The sequence below is a fragment of the Agrobacterium sp. CNPSo 3708 genome, from assembly GCF_028674915.1.
Classification (GTDB): Bacteria; Pseudomonadota; Alphaproteobacteria; order Rhizobiales; family Rhizobiaceae; genus Agrobacterium; species Agrobacterium cavarae.
Window position 1 is genome coordinate 378,697 of sequence record NZ_JAQZSF010000005.1, and the last position, 24,082, is coordinate 402,778.

Annotated in this window: 20 protein-coding genes and 1 pseudogene; 7 read left to right on the top strand and 14 right to left on the bottom strand. The window is 55.7% G+C overall.

Going from position 1 to position 24,082, the window contains the following annotated elements:
• Positions 1-139: 139 nt before the first annotated feature.
• Entirely contained in the window at positions 140-406 is a 267-nt protein-coding gene (locus tag PVA19_RS13565) for a hypothetical protein (RefSeq protein WP_274102906.1), read from the top strand.
• A 101-nt stretch (positions 407-507) separates the two neighbouring features.
• Positions 508-684, top strand: coding sequence for a hypothetical protein (locus PVA19_RS13570; RefSeq protein ID WP_274102954.1), 177 nt, complete (start codon positions 508-510; stop codon positions 682-684).
• A 39-nt stretch (positions 685-723) separates the two neighbouring features.
• Here the strand turns inward: PVA19_RS13570 and PVA19_RS13575 are convergent.
• The 12 genes and pseudogenes from PVA19_RS13575 to PVA19_RS13630 form a co-directional block, all read right to left on the bottom strand.
• Positions 724-2,232, bottom strand: a pseudogene (locus tag PVA19_RS13575) (ABC transporter ATP-binding protein); the annotation flags it as partial.
• A 315-nt stretch (positions 2,233-2,547) separates the two neighbouring features.
• Positions 2,548-3,468, bottom strand: coding sequence for an efflux RND transporter periplasmic adaptor subunit (locus PVA19_RS13580; RefSeq protein ID WP_274102907.1), 921 nt, complete (start codon positions 3,466-3,468; stop codon positions 2,548-2,550).
• A 4-nt stretch (positions 3,469-3,472) separates the two neighbouring features.
• Positions 3,473-4,186 (bottom strand): ABC transporter ATP-binding protein, encoded by a 714-nt coding sequence (locus PVA19_RS13585; RefSeq protein WP_274102908.1) that lies wholly within the window; start codon positions 4,184-4,186, stop codon positions 3,473-3,475.
• A gap of 3 nt (positions 4,187-4,189) precedes the next feature.
• Complete coding sequence (locus PVA19_RS13590) at positions 4,190-5,326, bottom strand: FtsX-like permease family protein (RefSeq protein ID WP_274102909.1); 1,137 nt, start codon at positions 5,324-5,326, stop codon at positions 4,190-4,192.
• Positions 5,323-6,597: a TolC family protein gene (locus tag PVA19_RS13595; RefSeq protein ID WP_274102910.1), complete on the bottom strand. Its 1,275-nt coding sequence runs from the start codon at positions 6,595-6,597 to the stop codon at positions 5,323-5,325. Before PVA19_RS13595 ends, PVA19_RS13590 begins: the two co-directional genes overlap by 4 nt.
• A 324-nt stretch (positions 6,598-6,921) precedes the next feature.
• Entirely contained in the window at positions 6,922-7,320 is a 399-nt protein-coding gene (locus PVA19_RS13600) for an EamA family transporter (RefSeq protein WP_274102912.1), read from the bottom strand.
• The gene (locus PVA19_RS13605) at positions 7,317-8,480 is read right to left on the bottom strand and encodes a GNAT family N-acetyltransferase (RefSeq protein ID WP_274102913.1); all 1,164 of its coding nucleotides are present in this window, start codon (positions 8,478-8,480) and stop codon (positions 7,317-7,319) included. The genes PVA19_RS13600 and PVA19_RS13605 overlap by 4 nt, the downstream gene beginning before the upstream one ends.
• Positions 8,458-9,363, bottom strand: coding sequence for an alpha/beta hydrolase (locus tag PVA19_RS13610; protein WP_274102914.1), 906 nt, complete (start codon positions 9,361-9,363; stop codon positions 8,458-8,460). Before PVA19_RS13610 ends, PVA19_RS13605 begins: the two co-directional genes overlap by 23 nt.
• Positions 9,360-9,710 (bottom strand): permease, encoded by a 351-nt coding sequence (locus tag PVA19_RS13615; RefSeq protein WP_274102915.1) that lies wholly within the window; start codon positions 9,708-9,710, stop codon positions 9,360-9,362. The genes PVA19_RS13610 and PVA19_RS13615 overlap by 4 nt, the downstream gene beginning before the upstream one ends.
• Positions 9,707-10,657 carry an arginase family protein gene (locus PVA19_RS13620; RefSeq protein ID WP_274102916.1) on the bottom strand — a complete coding sequence of 317 codons (951 nt, stop codon included), beginning with the start codon at positions 10,655-10,657 and terminating at the stop codon, positions 9,707-9,709. The genes PVA19_RS13615 and PVA19_RS13620 overlap by 4 nt, the downstream gene beginning before the upstream one ends.
• Before the next feature lie 4 nt (positions 10,658-10,661).
• The gene (locus tag PVA19_RS13625; protein ID WP_274102917.1) at positions 10,662-12,074 is read right to left on the bottom strand and encodes an aspartate aminotransferase family protein; all 1,413 of its coding nucleotides are present in this window, start codon (positions 12,072-12,074) and stop codon (positions 10,662-10,664) included.
• A gap of 14 nt (positions 12,075-12,088) precedes the next feature.
• The gene (locus tag PVA19_RS13630) at positions 12,089-12,775 is read right to left on the bottom strand and encodes an MtnX-like HAD-IB family phosphatase (protein ID WP_274102918.1); all 687 of its coding nucleotides are present in this window, start codon (positions 12,773-12,775) and stop codon (positions 12,089-12,091) included.
• Positions 12,776-13,151: 376 nt separating this feature from the next.
• Between PVA19_RS13630 and PVA19_RS13635 the strand changes: the two genes are divergently transcribed.
• From PVA19_RS13635 to PVA19_RS13645, 3 genes are all read left to right on the top strand, one after another.
• On the top strand, positions 13,152-13,841 hold the full coding sequence (locus PVA19_RS13635; protein WP_274102919.1) for a response regulator: 690 nt from the start codon (positions 13,152-13,154) through the stop codon (positions 13,839-13,841).
• Positions 13,842-13,875: 34 nt separating this feature from the next.
• A complete protein-coding gene (locus tag PVA19_RS13640) occupies positions 13,876-14,907 on the top strand; it encodes an ATP-binding protein (protein WP_274102921.1) in 1,032 nt (343 codons plus the stop codon).
• Between the two features lie 223 nt (positions 14,908-15,130).
• Positions 15,131-15,583, top strand: coding sequence for an SH3 domain-containing protein (locus PVA19_RS13645; protein WP_274102922.1), 453 nt, complete (start codon positions 15,131-15,133; stop codon positions 15,581-15,583).
• A gap of 1,082 nt (positions 15,584-16,665) precedes the next feature.
• Here PVA19_RS13645 and PVA19_RS13650 read toward each other — a convergent pair.
• Both PVA19_RS13650 and PVA19_RS13655 read right to left on the bottom strand, forming a co-directional pair.
• Positions 16,666-17,238, bottom strand: coding sequence for a cytochrome b (locus PVA19_RS13650; protein WP_274102923.1), 573 nt, complete (start codon positions 17,236-17,238; stop codon positions 16,666-16,668).
• A gap of 106 nt (positions 17,239-17,344) precedes the next feature.
• Complete coding sequence (locus tag PVA19_RS13655; RefSeq protein WP_274102924.1) at positions 17,345-18,883, bottom strand: MFS transporter; 1,539 nt, start codon at positions 18,881-18,883, stop codon at positions 17,345-17,347.
• A gap of 387 nt (positions 18,884-19,270) precedes the next feature.
• On the opposite strand from PVA19_RS13655, the gene PVA19_RS13660 reads away from it, so the two are divergent.
• On the top strand, positions 19,271-20,404 hold the full coding sequence (locus tag PVA19_RS13660) for an efflux RND transporter periplasmic adaptor subunit (protein ID WP_274102925.1): 1,134 nt from the start codon (positions 19,271-19,273) through the stop codon (positions 20,402-20,404).
• A 14-nt stretch (positions 20,405-20,418) separates the two neighbouring features.
• Positions 20,419-23,508, top strand: coding sequence for a multidrug efflux RND transporter permease subunit (locus PVA19_RS13665; protein WP_274102926.1), 3,090 nt, complete (start codon positions 20,419-20,421; stop codon positions 23,506-23,508).
• The last annotated feature ends 574 nt before the right edge of the window (positions 23,509-24,082 follow it).

The window sequence follows — 24,082 nt, forward strand, 5'->3', positions numbered from 1 at the left end:
ATTTTATCCTGAGGGACGGTTGACAGGGGTGTGACTGGTCGGTAACTATTCATTTGTTACTTACCGGTAACACCATGTCGCGAGATCGTCAAGTGACGGCTCGCTTTCTGGATTTCGAACTCGTCGGAAGGAGACTGTTATGACCAGTACGACAGGAGAAATGACCCTCGCTGAGATGTACAGGGATCCGATGATCCTCTCGGTAATGCGCGCGGATGGCGTCGCTCTGAGTGAGTTCAAAGAGATGATGGCCGCTGCCGCCTCATCAATAAAGACGCGTCGAGAAAGCGGGTCAGATGTCAAATTCCGGGCGATGGAGGCTGTAGCGTATGCAAGTCGGCTGCAGGTTCCAAGTCTGCAGCCATTGTTCGCTAGTTCACTGCAACAGTGCTGTGCACATTTGTAATGTCGGCGTCATTCTTGACCCGTGTGCTGAAACAGTCGTTGTCGGCGCTAGCCAATCGTCGCCAACTGGTGGTAGCGGCCACCCGCTTTTAGCAGCTGATCGTGTGTTCCAGTTTCTACAATGCGTCCTTCTTCAAGCACAACGATCTGGTCGGCGTGACGGATGGTCGACAGACGATGAGCGATCGAAACTACGGTCCGATCCCGGCTGGCCGCCAGTGCGGCGGACAATGCGTTTTCGGTTTCTGGATCAAGCGCGCTGGTCGCCTCGTCAAGTAGAAGCACCCTCGGGTTGCGAAGGATGGTGCGGGCGAGCGACAGCCTCTGCCGCTCACCGCCGGAAAACTGGTAACCGCGTTAACCTACCTCAGTGAGTATGCCCTTAGGAAGCTGTGAGACTTTTTCGCTCAACTGCGCCTACGCCAAGGCCTGTTCGATTTCATTGACGGATGCATCGGCCTTGGCGAAGCGGAGGTTCTCTTCAATGCTGGCGTTGAGCAGAAATGGGTCCTGCGTAACAACACCCAATATGTGCGAGAGGGATTCAAAGCTGAAATCCTTGAGATCAACGCCATCCAGCGTTACTCGACCACTGTCCGGGTCGTATAGGCGTGCGAGAAGATAGCCTAATGTGCTCTTTCCTGATCCCGTCGAACCAACGATGGCCGTATGCTTACCGGCCTCGATGCGTAAGTTTATGCGATCGAGCGTCGGCCGGCCTGCCGCAGGGTAGGAGAAGGAGACGTTATTAAAGACGATCTCACCACGAACACTTATAACGTCGACAACGGCTGGCTTCGCAGGTTCGAAAAGCGTAGGTTTTGTATCGAGATAACTAAAGACGCGGGTTAACAATGCTCTAGCCTTGCGCAGCTCGACACGCGCCTCGAATAACTCGAGCATTGGCCACAGCAATTGCTCCTGTAGCGCGATCAGTGCGACCAACGTTCCGATCGAAACGCCGAAACCTTGAGCAAGCATCAGTCCGCCTATCAGAAAGGTCACGGCGGGAAGAATGTCGAGCGCGAACATGATGATCGCGATTTCCCACTGGCCGGCGGTATGGGATTTGAGTTCAAGACGCGCGACGTCGGATGAGGTTTCGCGGAAAAGCCGAACGAGATGACGCGTCCGACCCATTGTGCGAGCAAGGATAAAGCCTCCGGCGGAAAGGGACTCTGTGACCGTCGCAGACATATCGGCAATTCGCTCTTGTTGCCGGAAAGTCAGCCGTTCGCGCAGCGCTGCGACGCGGTTATTCAGCCATAGCAGCACGGGCATGAATGCAAGCGAGGCAAATGCAAGACGCCAGTCAAGCAACACCATAGCGACGATGGTGGTGAGCACAACGCTCACATTCCGAGCGACATCAGTCGCTGTTGTCGTAAACAGAGACTGCAAGCCCGCAATATCGCTCGACATACGCGATTGCACTTCTCCCGTGCGGGCTGTCGCAAAGAAGGCGAGGGATAGTGACTGGAGGTGTTCATAAAGGGTGACACGGAGTTCATGCATGAGCTGCTGGCCGATGTGTGTCGAAACATAGGCCTGAAGGACACCGGTGATGGCGGAGAGAACCGCAACGCCGATGAGGCCTACGCAGAGCCAGATTAGGAGTGTGGCATCGCGAGCAGGGAGCGCGCTGTCGATGATGGCGCGCATCATGAAGGGAGTTGTTGCGCCTGCAATGCCGGCAAATGCAATTAGCCCGAGAACAATCAGGAGGGCCTTACGGTGAGGGCGAAACAGTGCAATCACCCGTCTCCATGGGGTGTGCAACTGCGCGGACTTTTCATAGTCTCCAAAATCGTTGTCTGGATCGTGCATGATCTCATCTCATAGTATAGGATCTCTGGCACGGGGGCCCCGTGACCTGCTTAGAGCGTTAAATATTGTACGTCTGCGAGCCGCCCATACTTGCAGGTGACAAACGTCAACGCGCCTCAATCGGTGTGCCCTTAAAAAACACAGGTTTGTGAAGGAATCGTCCAGAAAGCGTGCAGATCGAGCTTGAATGCGTACCATGGTCACTGCTGGCCATGCTTATTGTACAGATCGCCTCACTCCTCCAAACCGTCACGTTGTTTGCAGCGAAAATGGTGGCAAAAGCACTTCCGACGGGTTGATTTCAAAGAAGACAAGCTACTCGTAGACGCGAATTATCACTCTTTGACCAACCCGGAAAGGAGCATCACGACTCACCAAAACGGTAGAGGTTGCGGTACGAATGTCGTTGCGTTCTCCGGGCGTTCCAGTCGACTGCATTAACACCGGGGAGACACGGCTGATACGGCCTTCATATGATTGACCTGATCTGTCTTCGGCAAGGACTTCAACTGGCAGTCCCGGTTTTACGCTGTCGAGAAATTGTTCGGGGATCTCCGCCCTTATGATCTTTTGACCTTCAGGCAAGATTGTAAACATCTCCGTCGCCCCGCTCGCAGTGGCAAACTCGCCTACTTTGATGCCTTGCCGAACAATGAAGCCGTCGACGGGAGCCCTAATTGTTCTAATCTCGACTTCGCGGATCGCCATATCGCGCCGCATTTGCGAAGCAGCGAGAATGGACGCCGCGACTTTGAGTTCAGAGCCGAGGCTGTCTCGCGCCGATATCGCATCATCGAGAGCTTGGTCTGAGACAGCATTGCCGGCAGCAGCGCGTTTAACCCGATCCGCCTGGCGTGAAAGGTTCTTCATCTTCATTTGCAGCAGCTTGTACTGCTCCTGCGCCTGCACCGCCTCTTCCGCGGCAATCTTGGCTGCTAGCGACTCCTGTTCGGAGTCCAGTGTCGCCAGGATGTCGCCCGCTCTGACCTGATCACCTTCGTGCACAAAGAGGGACGCAACCGATCCATCTCTGGGAGAAGTGACACGTAATAGGCCGCCGGGAATATCCACCACACCCCGTGCGGCAGCCATGATTGGGGGTCCCACAAGCTCTGGCCTGTCAGTATCTTCCTCGGCATTCGGAGAGAGCGCGGTGAAATAGAGGAGCGCGACACCAATTAGACCAGCGGAAATTGTTGTCACGGTGGGACGTTTGACGCGGGGTAGAAACTTCATATCCTCAAGATCCTGTGGTGCTTTTGCCGGAGACCGGACGTACATCTCTTAGCAATCGTCCGTCCTCCATCTGGAGAACCCGATCAGCCTGTTTTACCAGACGCATATCGTGAGAAACGCACAGCACGGCCGAGCCAGACTCTTTCGCGATATCCTGAAGTATCGCGACGATGTTGCGACCATTTTCGCTATCCAAAGCGCTTGTCGGTTCATCGGCGAACAAGATTGCGGGCCTTTTGACGATAGCTCTGGCAATCGCTACGCGCTGCTTTTCGCCGCCGGACATCTCCGCTGGTCGAAGATGGCTTTTCTTCGATAGCCCCACACTGGCTAACGCCTCAACCGCGCGCTCGCGAGCCACCGGTGAAGGGACCGACATATAGTCCAAGGGGACCTGCACCTGCTCGACAGCGCTCAGCCCTGGAAAAAGGTTGAAGCCCTGAAAGACAAATCCGCAATTCTTCAAGCGAAACTCGTCTCGTTCTTTGTCGCTCAATGAGGAAAGCGTGAGGCTGCCAGAGCTTACCGAGCCGGCATCCGCTTTCGTCATTCCGCTGAGGATCGAAAGAAGAGTACTCTTGCCGCAGCCAGAGGGGCCGATCATCAGCGTAAATTCGCTGGCGAAAATATCCACCGAGACATCCGACAGCGCCTGCATACGGATATTGTGGATGGTGAAAGACTTGCAAAGATGGCGTGCGCTGAGGACAGGCAGCATGGCTTACCTCAAAAGCATGGCGGGATCTGTATCCTGAAGGCGGTGTATCGCCAGTAGACAGGCGACTGCTGCCACAAGAAGCACAACCGTCGAGGCCGCGGCTACAATGCTGAAACGCAATTCGAACGGGACACGGTAGATCGCTGCCGCCAAGGCGATTGCGGCGCTCAGAATAAGGCTGATGACGAAGCCGAAGAACGCGACCCACCCGGCCTGCTCGACGACGATGATCCTCAACCGGTCGAAAGGTATCCCGAGCGCTCTCAGCGTCGCGTATTGCGGAACAGTTCCTGCTACCGCTCCCATCAAGGTCTGGCTTGTAATAACAGCACCGATCATCACGGCGATCAATGTTGCAAAGATGAAGGCGATGCCCGCGCCTGAATCAAGCAGCATATACATCGTTGTCATTGAGGCGAGCTCTTGCGCGGACCATACCTCGAAGCGACGGATATCGGTTGCACTGTTCAAACTTGCCTGAACGGCAGGGCCGTTCGCGCCTGTCTTGAGGTCGTAGAGGAAGTAAGTCGCGCCACCGTCACTTGGGAGGCTATGATCAAGATTGCGCGCAGTTTCCTGAGACGTAACAACGTTGACACCTCCGAGGCCTCGCAGCCCATCGATATAACCGACGATCCGGACTGCACGCCCGTTAACTTCCGCGACGCCGCCCTTTTTTGTCGACAGTTTTGATGCGTCTGCAATGTCGACGAGAACGCTGCCTGGTTCGATCAATTCGTTGCGAAGCGTCTGCGGAATAATGCGCGCGAGCGCTTCGCTATTATTTGCCGTTTCGATACCGAGGACAGTGACGCTCACACCGCCACCGCCTTTGATCCCTCTCCAGTCACCGGACCCAAAAAGGACCGGCTCGACATGCGAAATTGCAGGCTGGGCGTAGAGACTTGTCGCGGCGCTTGCTGGGATCGCTCGTCCAAGGTCAACGCTCTGCGTACCGGGAAAGCCTACCCAATACGCCGCCGTGGATTGCGTGACGTAAAGGCCATTGGCGCCGACGATGCCCAGCAACAACGCACCCTGAACCGTCATCAGAACCCCTGAAAATGCAATCGCGATCGCCGCGGGCAGAAACCGGCGCCACTCGTGAAGCAACGTCTTACGAGCGATGGATATCGTCATGACCGGCTCTTTCGTTGCGGATCAGAGTTGTTCTTCGCGCCCTGGGCGGCTGAGGTCAGATTTCCTCCCGTGGCTCGCGCAAGTGCGACCAACGCTTCAGCCTCATCTTTGATCGCCTCGATCAGGAGGCGTCTGTTCTCCGCGGCGTGGATTTGGCGCGCCGCAAGAACTGACTGATCCGACAAACCCTGGCGAGCCAGAAGCTCAGCGGCGGCAACAGACTTCTTGGCAGTGGCGTGCGCAGCGTTCGCACGAAGCGTTTCCTGTCGCGCAACGGAAAGGGCGCGCAAGGCGGATAAGGCTTCGCCGTGAGCGACCAGAATTGCTTGGTGGTATGCTGAAATCGCTTCTCGCATTTGCGCTTTTCTTGCCTCGACGATGTCGTGTCTTTTCCCGTAGTCGAAAATGGGTATCTGTAACGAGGGTCCGCCAATGACGCCAAAAAGAGACCCGGAAACCGGTGATCCAAACCCAATCACCCCAGAGAGGTGAAGCTTTGGATAAAGATCGGCAGTCGCTAGCCCCACGTCAGCTCCTGCCTTCAATACGTTCCATTCGGCTCGTCGAACGTCAGGTCGTTGTCGAAGCACTTCAGCGGGAACTTGTGCGACGAAAGCTCTGGCGGGAAGGGGTTGAGACGCTTTTGCCGCGAGAGCGCCATCGCCATCTGGCAAACCCTGAAGGATAGCAATCCGCTGTATTTCCCCGGCTATTGCGTTGTCGAGGCCATGTTTCTGTTGTTCGATCGCTCTGCTCTCGTCAGTAGCGACCTGCGTATCGAGACTGCTTCCGAGCCCACTCTTTGAGCGGACGGCAGCGACATTTTTAGATTTCGCGTAGGCTGAGGAGAGACCATCGAGATTGCCGCGTTGCTGTTGCAGTGCCCGCAATCGTACATAGCTGATTGCGGCCTCCGCCGTGACAGACAGCTTTGCAGCCTCGACATCTTCCGCAGCCATATTGCGTTCCAAGGAAGCAGCTTTTTGGGTCAATTCGTTCTGACCAAACAGAGCGATTTCCCATCCGGTCTCTAAATTGATCTGGGCGGGGCGGCGGGAGATGTCGTCAATGTTGATCTTGCCGGTCGATCCGGTTGCAGACCCTGAGAGCGCGAGATTGGGTAGGTAAGCGGAAGATGCGCTGCGCTCCATCGCGGAGGCAGCGGCTCTGCGCTCACGTGCTTGGACGAGAGTTAAATTCGATTGCTGAACGCGCGATACGATCGCGTCGAGTTGCTTGTCGTTCAGTGCTTTCCACCATTCCAGTTTCATTGGTTCCGCAATCCACACTGCAGGGCTTTGGGGTTGCGCCGGCAATGCCGTCTGAGCGATGTCTGACGGGTTCAGCGATCCTTGATGACAGGAAGAAAGAAGCAGAGAGACGAGGATCCAGTGCTGCGATTTCAGCATAAAACCGCAGGCCGTGGGCGCTTGCTTGAAGGGTGCGAACTGCATCCCACTCATTTCTGAACCATGAGGCATACGAAACCCAATACAATTGCCGTCACCCTATTTTGGGCGAAGCCGTTCTGACGATTGATGCGTTGGAAAGCATTCCGGCTTTTAAAATCATCGCCGGCGTAAGATTTCGCGCAGTCACTGTGCAGATTTGGTCGAGGGCGCCGACGCGCTACGTTCCTCCGGCGCCGTCGACACGCACCAGGCTCCAAGGATGATCAACCCACTGCCGCCCAATTGGAGGGTGGAGATCGGCTCGGCGTAGAATAACCATGCGCTTGCAAGTACAAAAACATAGCTGATGGCAGAGAGGGTAAATGCCTTCGACAAGTCTGTCTTCGCAAGCACGCGCATCCACAAAATGAAACAGGCAATTTCTGCGATGATGGCGAGGATGAACCAAGCGGAAGAGCCGAGTGACATGATCCAAACGATACCAAAGTCACCTGACATACTGTGGGCGCTCTGCTTGAGAAAAATCTGCTGCAGCGTGTTTAACAGCGGAATCGAGAGCCACAGCGTATGAAAATCCTTCATTGCTTTTCCAGTCCGCTGTCGCTGAAGAACGGCGCAATCCAGCTCAATAGCGTGTGCAGAGTGCGATTTTGGTGCTTGAAGAACATCGAGTTCATGGTGAGCTTGCTGCCAAGCCTCAGCTTGTTCTGGTAATATGCCTGGCCGCTTTGATATATTTTCAGTCCATGCGTAAGGCAGAAGCGCAAGTTCTCAAACCAGCTGAGATAATAGAGGTTGTAATGCCTGCCTCGCTCGGCATCCATGCAGAAGAACTTGTCGATCAGCCGATCACCATCGTGAAGAAGCAGGTTAAAGGCGAGGATGTCGTCCCCGACACGATAGACGGTGCAGAACGCATTTTCTCGCAAGCGCGAAAGGACACCAGCGAAGTATGCGGAGGTCAGTTCTTCGAACTGCCATTCGCTTCGGTTGCGGGTATCGTGATAAAGCTCGAGAAAGCGAGGCAGCATGTCGCCCAGATCGGTGACCCTCTCGACAGACACCTCGCTTGCTGAACGACATTTGCGGCGCATGTCTTTGCGAGTCGAGTTGGACAGCCTGGACAGATAGGTCTCGATATCAGGAAAATCGATGGCCAGCCACGCTGTCGGCAGACTCGACATGGCAACGAAGCCTTGCGACTGAATTGTTTCAAACAACTCGGGCTCAAGAGGCATTGGCACGTCTTTGAGTGCAAACAATCCGTACCCGGATTTTTGCGCCCACCGTTCCGAGCAACGGAGTAACAGCGATATGAGATCAGCCTCGCTATAACCAGGTACAGCGGGGTGAATGCCAATGACAGCGCATTCCGTGCAGGGAGACCCGATGCATGCAAGCTTGAGCGACAAAAATGGCGGAAACTTCGTCCGGATGCTTTCGATCAACGAAGTGAGCCTGCCTCGTTCCAGTGTTGTTTCCAGATGGTAATCGCAGAGGAAAACTGGCGCGGCGGCGACGATCACTCCGCAGTAGGTAACCGTCGCATACCTCCAATTAAAACCGGCAAGTTCCGATTGCTCAATCGCCAGTAAATAATCGTACCGCTCTATGTCAGACTGAAAGCAGGCATCCCACGCGCCTCTGTTTATGGTAGCAAGCGTCTCATGCATCTCGAATTTGAGATTTTGCGCATTGAACCTCGGGCCGTGGTCGATATCAAATCGCGTTTCTAGAAGCATGGTTCATCTCGAAAAATCTGGTGGAAAGATTGGCTACTTTGCGATGCTCTTTGTCCACGTGGATCATGTGATAGCTGTCGTTCAACCAATGCAGTGCCTTCGGTCCGCCTAGTCGTGCGGCGATGTAACGAGCGTGGTCTGGACCGCTAAGATCATCCTGCGTCGAATGAATGATGAGCGACGGCGTAACGATATCGGACAATTGCTTTTTGAGGTGATGGCCAAGGCGATCCATTTCCACCAAGCCGCGGCCCGGGAAATGGCTAAGAATGCCTTCACTCTCCATTCCGGAAATCATGCGCCGCATTCGCTCATCCTTTATGCCAAGCGAAGGCGTTTCGTTGAAATTAAGGCGATCAACGAAGGGTATGAGCCTGATCCACCTGATATGCGGCGACAGGATCGCGTAGTAGCGCGGGACGTTCCACCCGTCGTAATGAAAGCAGGGCGAGTAAAGTGCGACCGACGTAATGGGCGAGGATTTCATATGCGACGCGAGTAGTGTCAGCTTACCGCCGACACAGATGCCCGCACCGAAGACTGTGTCGCTTCTGGTCGAAAGCCAGTCGGCTGCAGCTGCAACGCTTTCCAGCCAGTCTTCGAAGCGTGAACCACGCAGCGCTTTCTCGCCGCGCCCGTGTCCAGCGAGCAAAGGAGCAAGCACGGAGTAGCCCATGCGATTGAATTGCCTTGCGACCAGTCTCATCTCGGCAGGCGCGCCGCTCATGCCATGCACAAGAAGAATTGCCTTACCGTTCGTGCCCTCTTCAAAAAATGAAAGCTCGTCGTTCAAAGGGCTGAAAGTCTCGGCTTTTCCATCGCTGGTAGGGCGTGTGATCGGTCGGGAAAACTGTGTTTGTGAGGCAGTGAAAGAATATGTCATAGGCCTGATATTCCCACGCAAATGACGCCGCCAGAGACGAGAGCAACGCCTATAGAATGCCGCAGGCCAATCTTTTCCTTGAAGAGATAAGCGCTGGCGACGCTGACAACCGCGTAACTTGAAGCCATCAGCGGGAACGCAATGGAAAGAGGGACGTGGGCAAGGACATATGTCCATGCCACCAGTTCCGTGCCCCAAAAGACGATCCCGGTTAAGGTCCAAGGATTCAGGTACGCATTACGACCGCTTCTGGCGGAGGCAAGTTTGAAGCAGACTTCCCGGCCGGCCTCCGTCAGCACGCAAAACAGGATCAGAGCGAGCATCGTGTTATTGAGCCCGTCCGTCATTTCATCATCTCCGAGAGAGACCTTAGAAGTGTGAGATTGGTGACAGTGTTGCGGTCCCGCGTCATTGCGGCGTCGGGGGCGCACAGTGGCTGGTCAATCAAGATCTCACCCTGCTTCAACAGCCTCGTGATGAGGGAGCCAGAGTAGGTGGGCTTCGAGTAATCACCGATTATATCCGCTCCGATGATGCGGTGCCGTGCGGCGATGTCGCTCAAGAGCCTGAGGAGAGTTGAGAGACGCAACTTGCCTTGATCCCAATTGGTGATTGCGTCATCCAAGGCGAGAGAATCTTTGTCGATGGTGATGTAGACGTTGGAGGTGAAAATCCTGGAGATCAGGTATTCGTTGAATGCTGTCGAGCCCATCATCTTCATTGTGTTCCAGACGAGACGATCGCCTGACTGAGTGTAGCTTGCGCAATCGCCATAGTTGCGTTTCACGCGGCTCGGTGGATGATCATACGGATAGAGTTCGACCTTCCCGTTGACCAAATTCGTGAGGTTAGCGCCCTTACGCTCAGGCGATTGCAAATCCTCACTGCAGACACCGAGCGTGATGATCTTTTGAACACTCGCTTTTTTCGCAAGTTCGTTGATCCAGGAGCCGCAATGAACACCATTGTGGAAGTTCACCCAATCCGGGTGGTTGTCGATATGGATGACGGTCAAAGGTCCGTCGAAGGCTTCTGCCACTTCGGCGATCAGTAACGCCGAGACGTGGTGAAAGTCGCCCGATCCAAGGAAACATAGTCTAGGACACGAACGCAGGCGGGCAGAGCGTGAAATGCTGGGTCTCAGAAGATCGAGCGACTCTCTCCTGCTCCAAAGGCGAACGGCGCTCCCACAGCGTCGTTCGTCAACCTCATGCGCGCCCACCGAAAGTGCGGCATCGACAAAGGTCGGTTGCAGATGTAGGGCATCGTCGAGATGGAGCAGAAGCGTGTCCACGAGATCACCTCCGTTCGGCGCGGGTCAGAAGCTGATCAAGCAGTTCAATTGCGAGATTGATCTCATCGAAGGAGATGTTGAGGTTCGGGGCGAATGTGATGACGTTCTTGTGGTAACCGCCGACATCGAGCACCAGACCATATTTGCGTCCGTTAACGATCATATCGCCCTTCATGCCCTCATCAGACATCCAGTCGAGTGTGGCCTTGTCCGGGGTAAAGCTGTCGTCGCGGCAAATCTCCATCCGCAATGCAAGACCGAGGCCATCCACTTCGCCGACGATGGCGTGCTTTCTTTGAAGCTGACGCAAGCCATCCAGGAAGGCCGCGCCTTTCAACGTGACGCTCGCGGCGAAGTTTTCTTCTTCAGCCATTTTCAGAGTTTCGAGAGCGACAGCCGTTCCCATTGGATTGCTCGCGAACGTCGAGTGCGTCGAGCCAGGCGGGAAGATCGTCGGATTGATCATCTCTTCGCGTGCCCAAATGCCAGAAAGCGGATTGAGACCGTTGGTGATCGCCTTGCCGAACACCAGCACGTCGGGGGACACACCGAAATGCTCGATCGACCAGAGCTTGCCCGTTCGGTAGACGCCCATCTGAATTTCATCGACGACGAGAAGAATGCCGTGCTCATCCAGCACCTTCTTCAGTTCTACGAAGAAGTTCATCGGCGGGATGACGTAACCACCGGTTCCCTGAATAGGTTCGATGTAGAATGCCGCGTATTCTGACTTGCCGGCTTTGGGATCCCACACCCCATTATATTCGCTCTCGAACAAACGGGCGAACTTCTGGACGCAATAGTGCCCATATTCTTCTTTCGACATGCCTTTCGGTCCCCGGAAGTGATAGGGGAACTCGATGAACTGTGCGCGCTCACCGAAATGTCCATAACGGCGACGGTAACGGTAAGAGGACGTAATAGAGGTGGCGCCAAGCGTGCGCCCGTGATAGCCGCCCTCAAAGGCGAACATGAGGCTCTTCCCGCCGGAGTAATTGCGAACTAACTTCAGCGAATCCTCGACAGCTTGGGCGCCTCCAACGTTGAAGTGCACACGGCCTTTTCGACCGAATTTTCTTTCCGCATCCTGAGCGATCAACGTCGCTAGCTCGACTTTTTCACGGTGGAGATACTGAGAAGCGACCTGAGGTAGCGTGTCTAACTGCCGATGAGCCACTGCGTTAAGGCGCGGATTGCGGTAACCGAAATTGACCGCTGAGTACCACATCTGGAGATCCAAGAATGCGGTACCGGCTTCGTCATACATGAACGAGCCGTCACAGCCCGAGAAAAACTTCGGGTGATCGGTATAGTGGACAGTGTCGCCGTGCGAGCAATATGTTTGCTCGAGGACACGGAGGTCATTTTCTGATGCGATATTCATTTGGCCGTTAGCCGGCTTGACTAGAGAATGCATAGTTATTGTCCTGATTAGGCAGTTTGGGAGAGGAGAAGGCCTGCGTCATGGAACGTCACGAGGTTCATCAGTTGAGCGGCCGCCAAGTTCTGAACATCCTTGAACGTTGTGTAAGGAACGAACGGGATGAAATTTCTCGCGCAGTGTACAGCCAGCGCGTGCTTTGCGAAAAGAAGGTCGACCTTCGAGGAGACGCAAAAGTCGCTGCGCCCGTCGCCTACATAGATTTGTCTGGCATCCGATTGCACGATGGCGCATTTGCACACGCCTGATCCAGCCCCGCAGGTAGATTCGAAGAACGGGGTGTCCAAACTGTAGTGGAGTCTGCTACCGGTATTTTCGACAGAAAGACGATTGGCGATGACGTGGAGATGCTCGAGACCGTGATTGGCCAGTATGCGACGGATAAAGCGGTCCACACCATCGCTGACCACGGTAACGGGAATCATGTGGGTCGAGCACCAACTCGCGAATTCCGCGAAATCCGCGTCGATTTTCACGGTATCTAAGAATGCATCTATTTCGCTCATGGATGCGTGTATGAGTGCTACTTGTGCGCTCATGCATTGACGGGCGCTGATGTGCCCTTCTTCCCATGCTCGCTCGACATCACGCCATTCTGCGGAAGCGAACCGCTCAAGGACAGCGTCTGTGACATCGATTTCAGCGATGGTACCGTCGAAGTCGCAGTAGGCGTGCATTAGCACACCGCCTTAAGGCACAGTGGGCTTTGCTCTCTGTTGAAGTTTGGATTTTTCATTTGTGAAAGGCTCTCCGTGAAAGCCAGCTCGACCGGCACAGCGGCACATTGACGCCGGTGCGTGTCTGGCAGAGAAGCTACTGCGCCTGGTTTGTTGAGAAATCGTCGAGGAAATATTCGCGTTGAGTGGAGCCCGGGCCGACAGCCAACATCATCGGTTGACGTTCCTCGGTAAGTCAGTCCAACTAACTTTTGAACGACGAAGCTCGCAAGTAGTTGTGACGCTATCATCGCGGGAGGCGCATCGTAGAGCGATGGAATGTCTGCGAGGTGCCCAAGATCCCGGCTTCTAGACCTTTTGTATCGAGAGATAACTTATGAACAACGCCCTCATCCTCGTCATAGAAGACGATCCGGAAATATCAGACATCATCGAAACCTATTTTGCGCGTGAAGGATTCAGAGTGATTACTGCCGGTGACGGTGCTGTTGGTTTGAGCCATCACCAGCGTTTGCGACCTGATCTAGTCGTCCTTGACATAAAATTACCGCGTCAAGATGGGTATGAGGTGCTTGCTGCCATACGCCGGGTTTCCGACACCCCTGTCATCATGGTGACGGCACTTGCAGATGATCTGGACAAGCTGCAAGCTCTGCGCATCGGCGCGGATGACTATGTCGTAAAACCTTTCAATCCGCTTGAGGTCGTCGCGCGCGCTAAAGCAGTGTTACGGCGCGTGGCGGGTCGTAGTGCAGATCACGTCTTACGCGTCGGGCCCCTCAGCGTAGATCCTCAAGCGCATCGGGCGGTGGTCAATGCCGGTTCCGAACCGGTGATCCTCGATCTTACACGTACCGAGTTCCGAATTCTCGCTCATATGGCATCGTCGCCGAACCGGGTGTTCGAGAGATCTGAACTTGTTGACGCTTGTCTTCCAGAGGGCGAGGCGCTGGATCGCACCGTCGATAGCCATGTCAGCAATCTCAGGCGTAAGCTGACCGCTGCGGGGGCGGGGGGCGTCCTAACGGGTGTTCGGGGCGTAGGGTATCGAATTGATGACATCTAAAGGGGTTAACCTAAATGCAGGCCTCATACGGGCAATGGTGCTGCTTACATTGCTGGCGTTCGTCGTCGTTTACGCCGGTTTGGTCGCTTATTTTTTCTTCATTTACGACTGGCTCTATCCAGGCGTGGAAAACGAAAGCGCGTGGCAACTCGGCGACACCATAACGTTGGGCCTATTGCTCGCAGTCGGGATATTGACCGCATCGTTGGTGGGCTGGCGCCTCGCGCGCTATGTTACCGAGCCGCTGAAATCGGTCGCAAGCGCAGCAAGAACGATCGCTCACGGCGATTTTTCAGCGCGCGCGGTGCTGCCTCGCCGCAGCTTTGGTGAAGCTGGCGAGCTCGTCTCCGACTTCAATCTGATGGCAGAGCGACTGGAACGGGCTGAGACGGAATTGAAATACTCCAATTCGGCTATCGCTCACGAATTACGGACGCCGTTGACGATCCTGCGAGGCAGACTGCAGGGCTTGCTTGATGGAGCGTTCGAGCCGAGCCCTGAGCTGTATTCCCGTCTTATCGCCCATGTTGAAGACCTTGGCGGTATTGTCGAAGAGTTGCGCACGTTGGCTCTCAGCAATGCGGGACAACTCGACCTGCGATATTCTCAGATCGATCTCGCCAGCGAGGTTGATGCTGCGGTGACATCGATGGATGATCAGCTCTCCGGCGCCGGCAGCCTCGTGGTCCGACGGTTGGATCAGGCTGTGGCCGTTGCCGACAAGTCCAAGCTACGGCAGGCAATCGTCGCGATTCTTGACAATTGCCGCCGTTATGCTCCGAACTCCACGATCTATCTTGAGACTTGGCAGGACAAGGATCATGTCTATTTCCGATGCACGGATACGGGACCAGGAGTTGAAGAAGAGAACCGCAGCCGCGCATTCGAGAGATTTTGGAGAGCCGACGTGTCTCGGAACCGCGTGTCTGGGGGCTCAGGCCTTGGCCTGTCCATCGTGAAGGCGATCATGCAGGCTCATCAAGGGGACGCGATCATCCTTCCCAAAAAAGACAAGGGTTTCAGCATCGAACTGCAACTCCCGTGCCGGGATCACGCCCGCGGGTAGAGTTTTCCGCACGGCGTTCTCATGTTGTCTGCCCGACAACTCATTACTCTCTTTCGCGGGGGATTTATGATAGAATACTTCGCATACAAATAAACCGCCGCCATCGTTTATCTACGTTTCCTCCATGAAATCTGGATTTTGACTTGCTTAGTCATACTCGAGAGCATTTTCCGCTCCCAGCGGCCGGGCTTCCTACCGGTTGAGTTATCTAAACGAGGTTTCGATGCGAAACGCGCTCATTCTCGCTGCGGCCATAGCTGGCGTAGCAACCTTCACCAATAACGCTGCGCAGGCTGGCTCTTATGCCGCTGCCGAAATCAACATGCGAGCGGGTCCAAGCACGCGCTATCCTTCAATCGGTATTCTTCCCCAAGGTATAAATCTGAACGTGTTGGGCTGCACAAACGGTTACCGTTGGTGCGATGTCGAAGTCTCCGGCCGTCGGGGCTGGGTATCGGGCGCTTATGTTGAAATAGAGCACGACTCTCAAAGGCTTCGCGTGCCAGCCTACGTCCGTCTTGTGCGTGAGCCCGCGGTGCCGACGGTTTCCTTCAGTATCAATAGCTACTGGTCCGATCACTATGAGGATCGGGACTTCTATCACGAGATCGATGCGTGGGACGATGTCACCTGGGAAGCCGACGAGCCTCCACCCGGCTGGGATCCGAGCTGGTGATACGGCACCCTTTTCGCCGCAGTGCTGTGCGAAACCCGCTTACGACTCTTCGCGGCAAACGCTACATGAACGAGAAAACACTGCTTCTCGCCTGTATTGCCTTCTCTATCCTTGAGCTGGCTCTTGCGTGGCATACGACCGGTCCGCAAATAAACGATCGCTTACGAGCGACTGTAGAGCAAGTCGCGACCGAATAAGGGCACGCGAGGGAAGATGCCGTCGAGGTTATCGAAGAGAGGGCGGATGAGTCTACTTTCGCTCGCCCGTAACGACTGCTCAGGAACCGCTCAACGCGTTGAATAAAGGTCCGCGGCAGGAAGTCACCATTGCTTACATCGATGACAGGAATCCATATGTCGGACCCTCCACGCTAGCCAATCTGAGTCTGTATGCCGCGGAAGGTGAGCATCTGCTATAGTTCAAGAAGGTATTTTAGCGCGCCCTATCCGGCGCGCTCGCCAATGAACCGGGAGCTACTAGGAAAAAGATCCTAGGACAAGGACATAGAGCGTTCGTTTCAGACCAAAGGTTCGATTGTCTTTCGCGTTCTCGTCGATGAGGAGTGGGTCGGAGGTGCCGTCGTCACAATAGACGATGTTTCACATAAGAATGAGCATGCCTTTTTTACTCGATCCGGGCAAGCATGCCCAGGCATGTAACAAAAGCCCTGGTACGGGACAGAGCGGCGGTATCCTAAAACCCGCAAATGAACGACACACAAACCGTCTGTTGAAAGCGTTAGATTCATTTTTACGTCGACGAACGCAGATTTAAAATCGTCGGATAATACAATACTCCGCATCCGGGCCCGCATGGTCATGACGAAAGCGGCTCCGATATTGATGAGAGAGGCATGTTCAGGTGCGAGAAGGAGATGACCCGCTTGAGCAACTAAACGATCTGGAGCTTTTCCGACGTCCCGACCACAGCACAAATGTGTTTTGGGGCAGGGATCCGCACCGCCGGACCCCGCCTTTGCCCGTTGGATATTGTGAAACTGCATGTACTTCATACTTGGAAGCGACCTCGTACCTCACGTCTGCATCGGAGCGTATAACGGGTGGAGCAATCCACCTGATGGGTCAGATCATGCGGGCAAGCACATCTTTCGGGCCGCCTTTGTCCATGAGCCTGTGCTTGAGAGCCCCCAAAACGTGTAGCCCGATCAACACCAGAATCGTGTAGGCGCCGTACCGATGCAATGTTTGAAAGACCACGAAAGCACTATCGTTCTTGGGAAGCAGTTCCGGCAGATGAGCTATCATGAAGAAGGGCACGCCATCGCTTTGGGAGAAGCTGCTGGAGAGCGAATAGCCCAGCATTGGAACGAGAAGAGTGAGAAGGATGAGAAGCTTGTGAACCGCGTGCGAAAGAATTCTTTCCCATGCGGTCAGCGCTGATGGGGCGGACGGCATGAACTTTGCGCAACGCCAGCGCAGCGTCAGGTGAACGATCGCAAGCAGCCACACGAGAATGCCGAACTGCTTGTGATTGGGGTAGAGGATCGAGGCGGTCGCCATGTCGCTTTCGGGAAGGCGTGTCATGTACCAGCCGGACGCGATCAGCCCTAGGATCAGCAAAGCCCTTGCCCAGTGTAGACAACGGATGGGCAGAGGGTATTTGAGATTGATTTTCCCAGCTTCGATGGACGACATCTTAATATCCTTATTTTGTCTGTTCGGATCTGAAGATCCAAATCGATTTCAGAATGCTTGTTGCGGAGCTTAAAGAGGTTGGCTGCCCTAAGGATGTGACTGCGCCCTAATGATCAGCCGCGACATTTTTAAGGGCGAAAAAGACGGCGCCTGCCAAGAGGCCAATGAGTGTACCTGCCGCAGTCAACAGCACCGCATGCGCGGCAGAAAAGGCGTTTTTGCCAGCCGCTACGAGCGCCGTCGCGAGGTCGTCCGGAAGCGTCTCAGCTAGAACTAAGGTATCGCCGATGGAATGGCGTGCGGCATCGACGATCTCTGCGGGGATGCCAGCAGGCACCGCCATCGCCGCCATGTAGATTGCCGATAGAGCAACGCCGAAGAAAGTAATGCCGAGGCCCGCGCCAAGCTCGTATCCCGTCGCCTCGAGCGACCCCGCCGAGCCCGCCTTGTCGGCTTCGACAGCGCCCATGATCGCGATAGACGACGCTGTCAGGCCGATGCTGAGCGACAGGCCAAGCATCGTGAGGCAGGCCGCGACGACGAGATTCTGATTGTGGAAATCGGACTGCGCCAACATAACGAGGCAGACCGCTGCGACGGCAAGCGAGGTGGTGGCGACGGCGCGAAGACCAAACTTGGCCGACAGGAAGCCCGCGAGCGGCCCTCCTGTGGCCGCGGCCGCCATGATGGGCAGCATGAACAGACCAGCCTCAAGTGGAGATTTATCCAGCACGAATTGCAGCTCCTGTGCGATGGTGAGCTCGACGCCAGCAAGTGCGCCTGCCGTGACGATCGCCATGCCGACGCCGGTGACGATCGCTGGGCGTGAAAAGAGTGTCACGTCAAGCATCGGATTTGCGGCAGAACGCTGCATGCGCACGAAAACCACGAGGGCAGCGACGCCGATCAGGGCGGCTATTACCACGACCACGAGCGATTGCTTCCCGGCGAAGCCGCTTTTGATGGCAAAGACCAGGCCTATGATCCCGACGATCAACAACAGCGCCTGTCTTATCTGCCACCCGCCTGGTGAGACAGATTCTTTTTTCGGCAAGATGAGGGCGATGATCGGTATGATGACGAGAACCACCGGGACATTGATGAGAAAGACCGATCCCCACCAGAAGTGCTCCAGCAGTGCGCCGCCGACCAGCGGACCGATAGCTGCGCCAGCCGCACCGACAGTGCCCCATAGGCCAAGTGCAATGGCACGCTCACCCGGGTCCTCAAAGGTCCGACGAATGATCCCCAGCACGCAGGGCATGATCATTGCAGCACCGCAAGCGAGCAGGACGCGTCCACCGATCAGCATCCATGGGCCGGTCGAAAATCCTGCCACGACAGACGCCATGCCAAAAACGAGCAGCCCTGTGAGCAGCATCTTTCTATGGCCAACTCTGTCGGCCAGCGTTCCCATTGGAACGAGCAGCCCCGCCATGAGCAGCGAATAAATATCGATGATCCACAGGACCTGCGTGGTGGACGCCTGCAACGCGAGCGTCAAGGACGGCACGGCGATGTGCAGGATCGTCATATCGAGCACGACAGGCAGAAATGCCAACATGACCGCGATGAGAATGATCCATCGCCGTGCATGAACCGGTGTGGATTGCGTCAGGTTCTTCTGGTCCATTGGGATCGTCATCATTTTCACCATCAGATTCAATGGAGCGCCGCGACTTCCTGATACGTCAGTCGAAGAGATCTACAGGGCCGACGCTAGTGCCGGTGCTTGATGGTTTCATGGACGGATTGTGGAGACTTCGTGGAGATAAAGAGAACTGAATGCAGAGTACAGCATCGGTTCGATCGCTCGATGAAGCGATGCGTGATCAAGCGCGAAGTTGTCAAACGCTGACTTTCTACCCGCCACGCCAGGCTTTCTGGCCGAGCTTAGGGCGCGGCCTCCACAGTATCTCGACAAAGCCTGCACATCCCACCCATCGTCGAATTCTAGACGGTCGCCGGTCAAACAGGTTGTCATAGAATTGGATGGTGGACACTCATGCTATGCGGATCCCGCTTCTGGAGAATGAGCGTCTTATGCTTGCCGATCGTTCTCTTGTCATGCAGCGACAAAAGCAAGAATGAGGACAATGCCGAGGTGGCAACGCCTGCCCGCGTCAGTGTGATGACCGTTCGGCCTGAAACGGTTACGGTCTATGACGAACTGCCGGGACGTGTGTCTGCCTATCGCACGGCGGAAATCCGCGCGCAGGTCAGCGGTATCATTCAGAAAAAGCTCTATACCGAAGGCGTGTTCGTCGAAGCGGATACGCCGCTTTTTCAGATTGACCCTGCGCCGTTCTCCGCCGACGTGGATGCAGCAGCAGCTGTGCTTGCGCGTACCGAGGCCGAGCTATTGAACGCGCAGATCAAGTATGATCGGGCGAAATCGCTGTCTGCCCGGGAGATTACCAGCGCGGAGTCCTTCAATAACGCCACTGCGGCGCTCGCTCAGGCCAAGGCGACTGCGGCGGAAGCCAAAGCCATTCTGGTTCGCCGGAAGCTCGAACTTTCCTATGCAACCGTCCGCAGCCCCATCAGCGGGGTTATCGGTCAGTCTTTCATGAGCGAGGGCGGACTTGCGTCGTCCTCTGCCACGTCGCCACTCGCCGTGATCCAGCAGATCGACAAAGTCTATGTCGACGTCCGACAGTCGGCAATGAGCATGGAGGCTCTGCGCGACACCGCTGCCGAGGCGGGTTCGCAGAATCCAGACGAACTGCCGGTCAAGATCATGACCATTGCCGGAAGTCCCTACCGCCACGATGGGAAAATTCAGTTCTCGGACATTTCGGTAGACAGCACCACAGGCAGCCTCGGCATTCGCATTCTCGTCAGCAATCCGGATGAACAGATGCTTCCAGGCATGTACATCCGGGCCATGGTGCCGCGCGCCGTTTACAGCGAGGCAATACGCGTGCCTCAAGAGGCGGTGATCCGCGATCTGGCTGGACGACCACAGGTCCTCGTCGTTGGCGCGGATGGGACTGGCGCGCGTCGGACGGTGGAGCTCGGACCGACCGTCGAGGGCCAATACATCGTAACCGGCGGGCTGGCCGCGGGAGAGACTTTGGTCGTGCTGGGGCAGGATCGTGTCCAGAGCGGACAGCGGCTTGAAACCTCCCCTTATTCATCTGCCGCATCAGAGAAAAAACGCTAAGGAGCGGACGCATCATGCCGCAGTTTTTCATCAACAGGCCGGTTTTCGCCTGGGTTATCGCTATTCTGATCGTCATTGCAGGGATTGTTTCCATACCCCAACTTCCTGTTTCGCGTTTTCCTGTGATTGCTCCACCGAGCGTGTCAATTTACGCCACCTATACGGGAGCAACGCCGCAAACCATCAATGACAGTGTCACGAGCTTGATCGAGCGTGAGCTCTCGAGCGCGAAGAACATTCTTTATTTCGATTCCTCGGCGGACTCCTCAGGCTCCACGACCATCACTGTCACCTTCAAGCCAGGCACCAATCCGGAACTTGCGCAGGTGGACGTTCAAAATCGTCTGAAGGCGGTGGAATCGCGCCTGCCGGAACAGGTTCGCCGCGCCGGCTTGACGGTGGAATCCGCATCGTCCGGTTTCCTGATGATCGTATCGTTGAAATCGAAGGATGGTTCGCTTGATGGGCTTGCACTTGACGACTACCTCGTGCGCAACATCGCCCCGGAATTGAAGCGTGTCTCCGGCGTCGGCCGCGTGCAGTCCTTCGGCTCCGAGGCCGCGATGCGGATCTGGATCGATCCGGTGCGCCTCGTTGCCCATTCCATCTCGATGGCGGAGGTGACGCAGGCCATACAGCAGCAGAATATTCAGGTGGCTCCGGGACGGATCGGTGAAGCGCCTACCGTGCCGGGTCAAAAGGTCACTGTACCTTTGAATGTTAGCGGGCAGTTGCAGAGCCCCGAGCAATTCGCGCAGGTCATCCTCCGCTCCAATCCTGATGGGTCCAGACTGACGCTAGGCGACGTTGCGACGATCGAGGTCGGATCGCAAAGTTCAAGCTTTTCCATCCTCGATGGTGGAAAGCCCGCGACGGCCGCTGCCATTCAGATGACGCCTGGGGCCAATGCGGTGACCACCTCGACCGGTGTGCGCCAGCGCCTCGCCGAACTATCGACGACCATGCCCAAGGGACTGGAATATGCGATTTCCTACGATACGGCGCCTTTCGTGAAGGTTTCCATCCAGAAGGTGGTTCAGACTCTTGCAGAGGCCATGATCCTTGTGTTCCTGATCATGCTGCTTTTCCTGCAAAACCTTCGTTACACGCTCATCCCCGCCATCGTCGCGCCGATCGCCCTTCTTGGAACATTCGCGGTCATGCTGGCGATCGGATATTCGATCAACGCGCTGACAATGTTCGGCATGGTACTGGCCATCGGTATTATCGTCGATGACGCTATCGTCGTGGTTGAAAACGTGGAGCGGCTGATGGCGAAGGAGGGGCTTTCTCCGCTTGAGGCCACACGCAAGGCGATGAGCGAAATATCCGGCGCGGTCATCGGCATTACGCTCGTTCTGACGGCGGTCTTCCTGCCGATGGGGCTTGCGTCCGGTTCTGTCGGCGCAATTTACCGGCAGTTTACAGCGTCGATGGCGGTCTCGATCCTGTTCTCGGCCTTTCTCGCTCTCAGCCTGACACCTGCACTCTGCGCGACGATCCTGAAGCCCGTCAGAGGCGATCAGCATCAGCGGAAAGGCTTTTTCGGCTGGTTCAATCGCGGTTTCGAGCGTTTGACCGCCAGCTATACCTCCTGGGTCGAGGCTCTCGTGCGCAGGACGGGGCGGGCGATGGTCGTCTACATCGCGATCATTGCAGCCGTCGTTTACGGCTATGGTACGATCTCCACGGCGTTCGTCCCGGAAGAGGATCAAGGCTCCTTCATGACGTCCTTCACCCTTCCGGCAGAAGCGACGGCGGGACGAACCCGAGCCGTCGTCGATCTCTTCGAGGAACACGTCAAGACCAGACCGGACATTGCCAACAACCTGACGATCATGGGATTTGGCTTCTCGGGCTCCGGACCCAATACCGCAATGTCCTTCACCACGCTGAAGGACTGGGGAGAACGAAAGACGAGCATCGACGCTGAATTGTCGGCTGCGACCGTGGCAATGGCTGGGGCTCGTGAAGGCGAGATATCGAGCCTCAAGCCGCCAGCGATCGACGAGCTAGGCACGACGTCCGGCTTTGCCTTGCGGCTTCTGGATCGCGCCAACCACGGCGAGAAGGCGCTTGCCGATGCTGCGGCAAAGCTGACAGAGCTTGCAGCTCAGAGCAAGCTGGTCACCGGTGTCCGTGTCGATGGTTTGCCGTCAGGTCCGAGCGTTACCCTGGACGTGGACCGAGCCAAGGCCAGCGCTCTTGGCGTTTCTTTCCTGACGCTCAGTGACACGCTTGCCGGGGCGATCGGCTCAACCCATGTGAACGACTTCCCACGCGACGGACGCCTGCAGCAGGTCATCGTCCAGGCTAAGGCTGCAAGCCGCATGCAGGTGGATGACGTACTGAACCTTCATGTGCGCAGTGATGCCGGCAAGATGGTGCGGCTTTCGGAAATCGTTACGCCGCGTTGGTCTACCATGCCTTTGCAATTCACCCGATATAACGGATATCCTTCCACAAGCATCTCCGGGTCCGCGGCTGCGGGTGTATCCAGCGGTAAAGCGATGGCGGAGATGGAGCGACTTGCGGCCGACTTGCCGAAGGGTTTTGCTGTGGAGTGGACCGGCCAGTCCCTTCAGGAAAGGCAATCGGGCACGCAAGCACCGATGCTGATGGCATTCTCATTCCTGATCGTCTTTCTGGTTCTGGCGGCGCTTTACGAAAGCTGGGTGGTGCCATTATCCGTGATGCTGGTCGTCCCGCTTGGCATCATCGGCGCTGTGATCGCAGTACATCTACGCGGGCTGGAAAACGATGTCTTCTTCAAGGTCGGCCTGATTACACTCATCGGCCTATCCGCCAAAAACGCCGTGCTGATAGTGGAGTTCGCGCGCAAACGCCAGCAGCAAGGAGAAGCGCTTCTCGGCGCCGTCATCATAGCCTCTCGTCTGCGTCTGCGTCCAATCGTCATGACCTCGCTAGCGTTTACCCTCGGTATCATACCGCTGGTGATTGCCAAAGGTGCAAGTTCCGAAACGCAGAACGCGATCGGCACAGGCCTTTTCGGCGGCATGATCTCGGCGACCATTCTGGCCATATTCTTCGTTCCAGTCTTTTACGTTGTCGTGATTTCCTTCAGACAACGCCAGACGCGGTAGAGGAGCGAAAATTGCTATTTCCAAGCCAACTAGAGGTCGACGCTGTGGCGCGAGCCTATAAAGTTTTGATTGGGAAAACACGATTCTGCGATCCCGGTCGGACATTCTACATTACAACTAGGCAAGCGCAAGGAATGTGATCGTTCGTAGCCTGCTCATCAAGTAAAGCTACTCGTCCCGTCACTGGCTATTGACTGCATTCGTGCCCGTCGGCGGTGATATGCTCGAAGCAAACGCGACGATACCTAACGGGCGGCGCTCATTGCCAGCGCCCGTTAGATATCGTTGCTTATATGCACGAACCTGTCATCAGTGACATGGTCGCCGCCCACGCCACAAGAAGTGAAAAATACAGCCGTTCTATTGAAGGAGCAATGCTAACGATAAAGAGTACTTATCGATGGTGTAAATACCAACTATCAATCATACTGAGTGACGAAGCCTAAATACGAATAGCTTTCTTTTAATAAAAAAGGTAAGCGCGATTTTCTATGCGCATTGACGTAGGCGGCATCGCTGACCCGGCCCTCTTGCGTAGCGATATCCGGCTCTATCAGGCAGCGGAGGTTTTGGA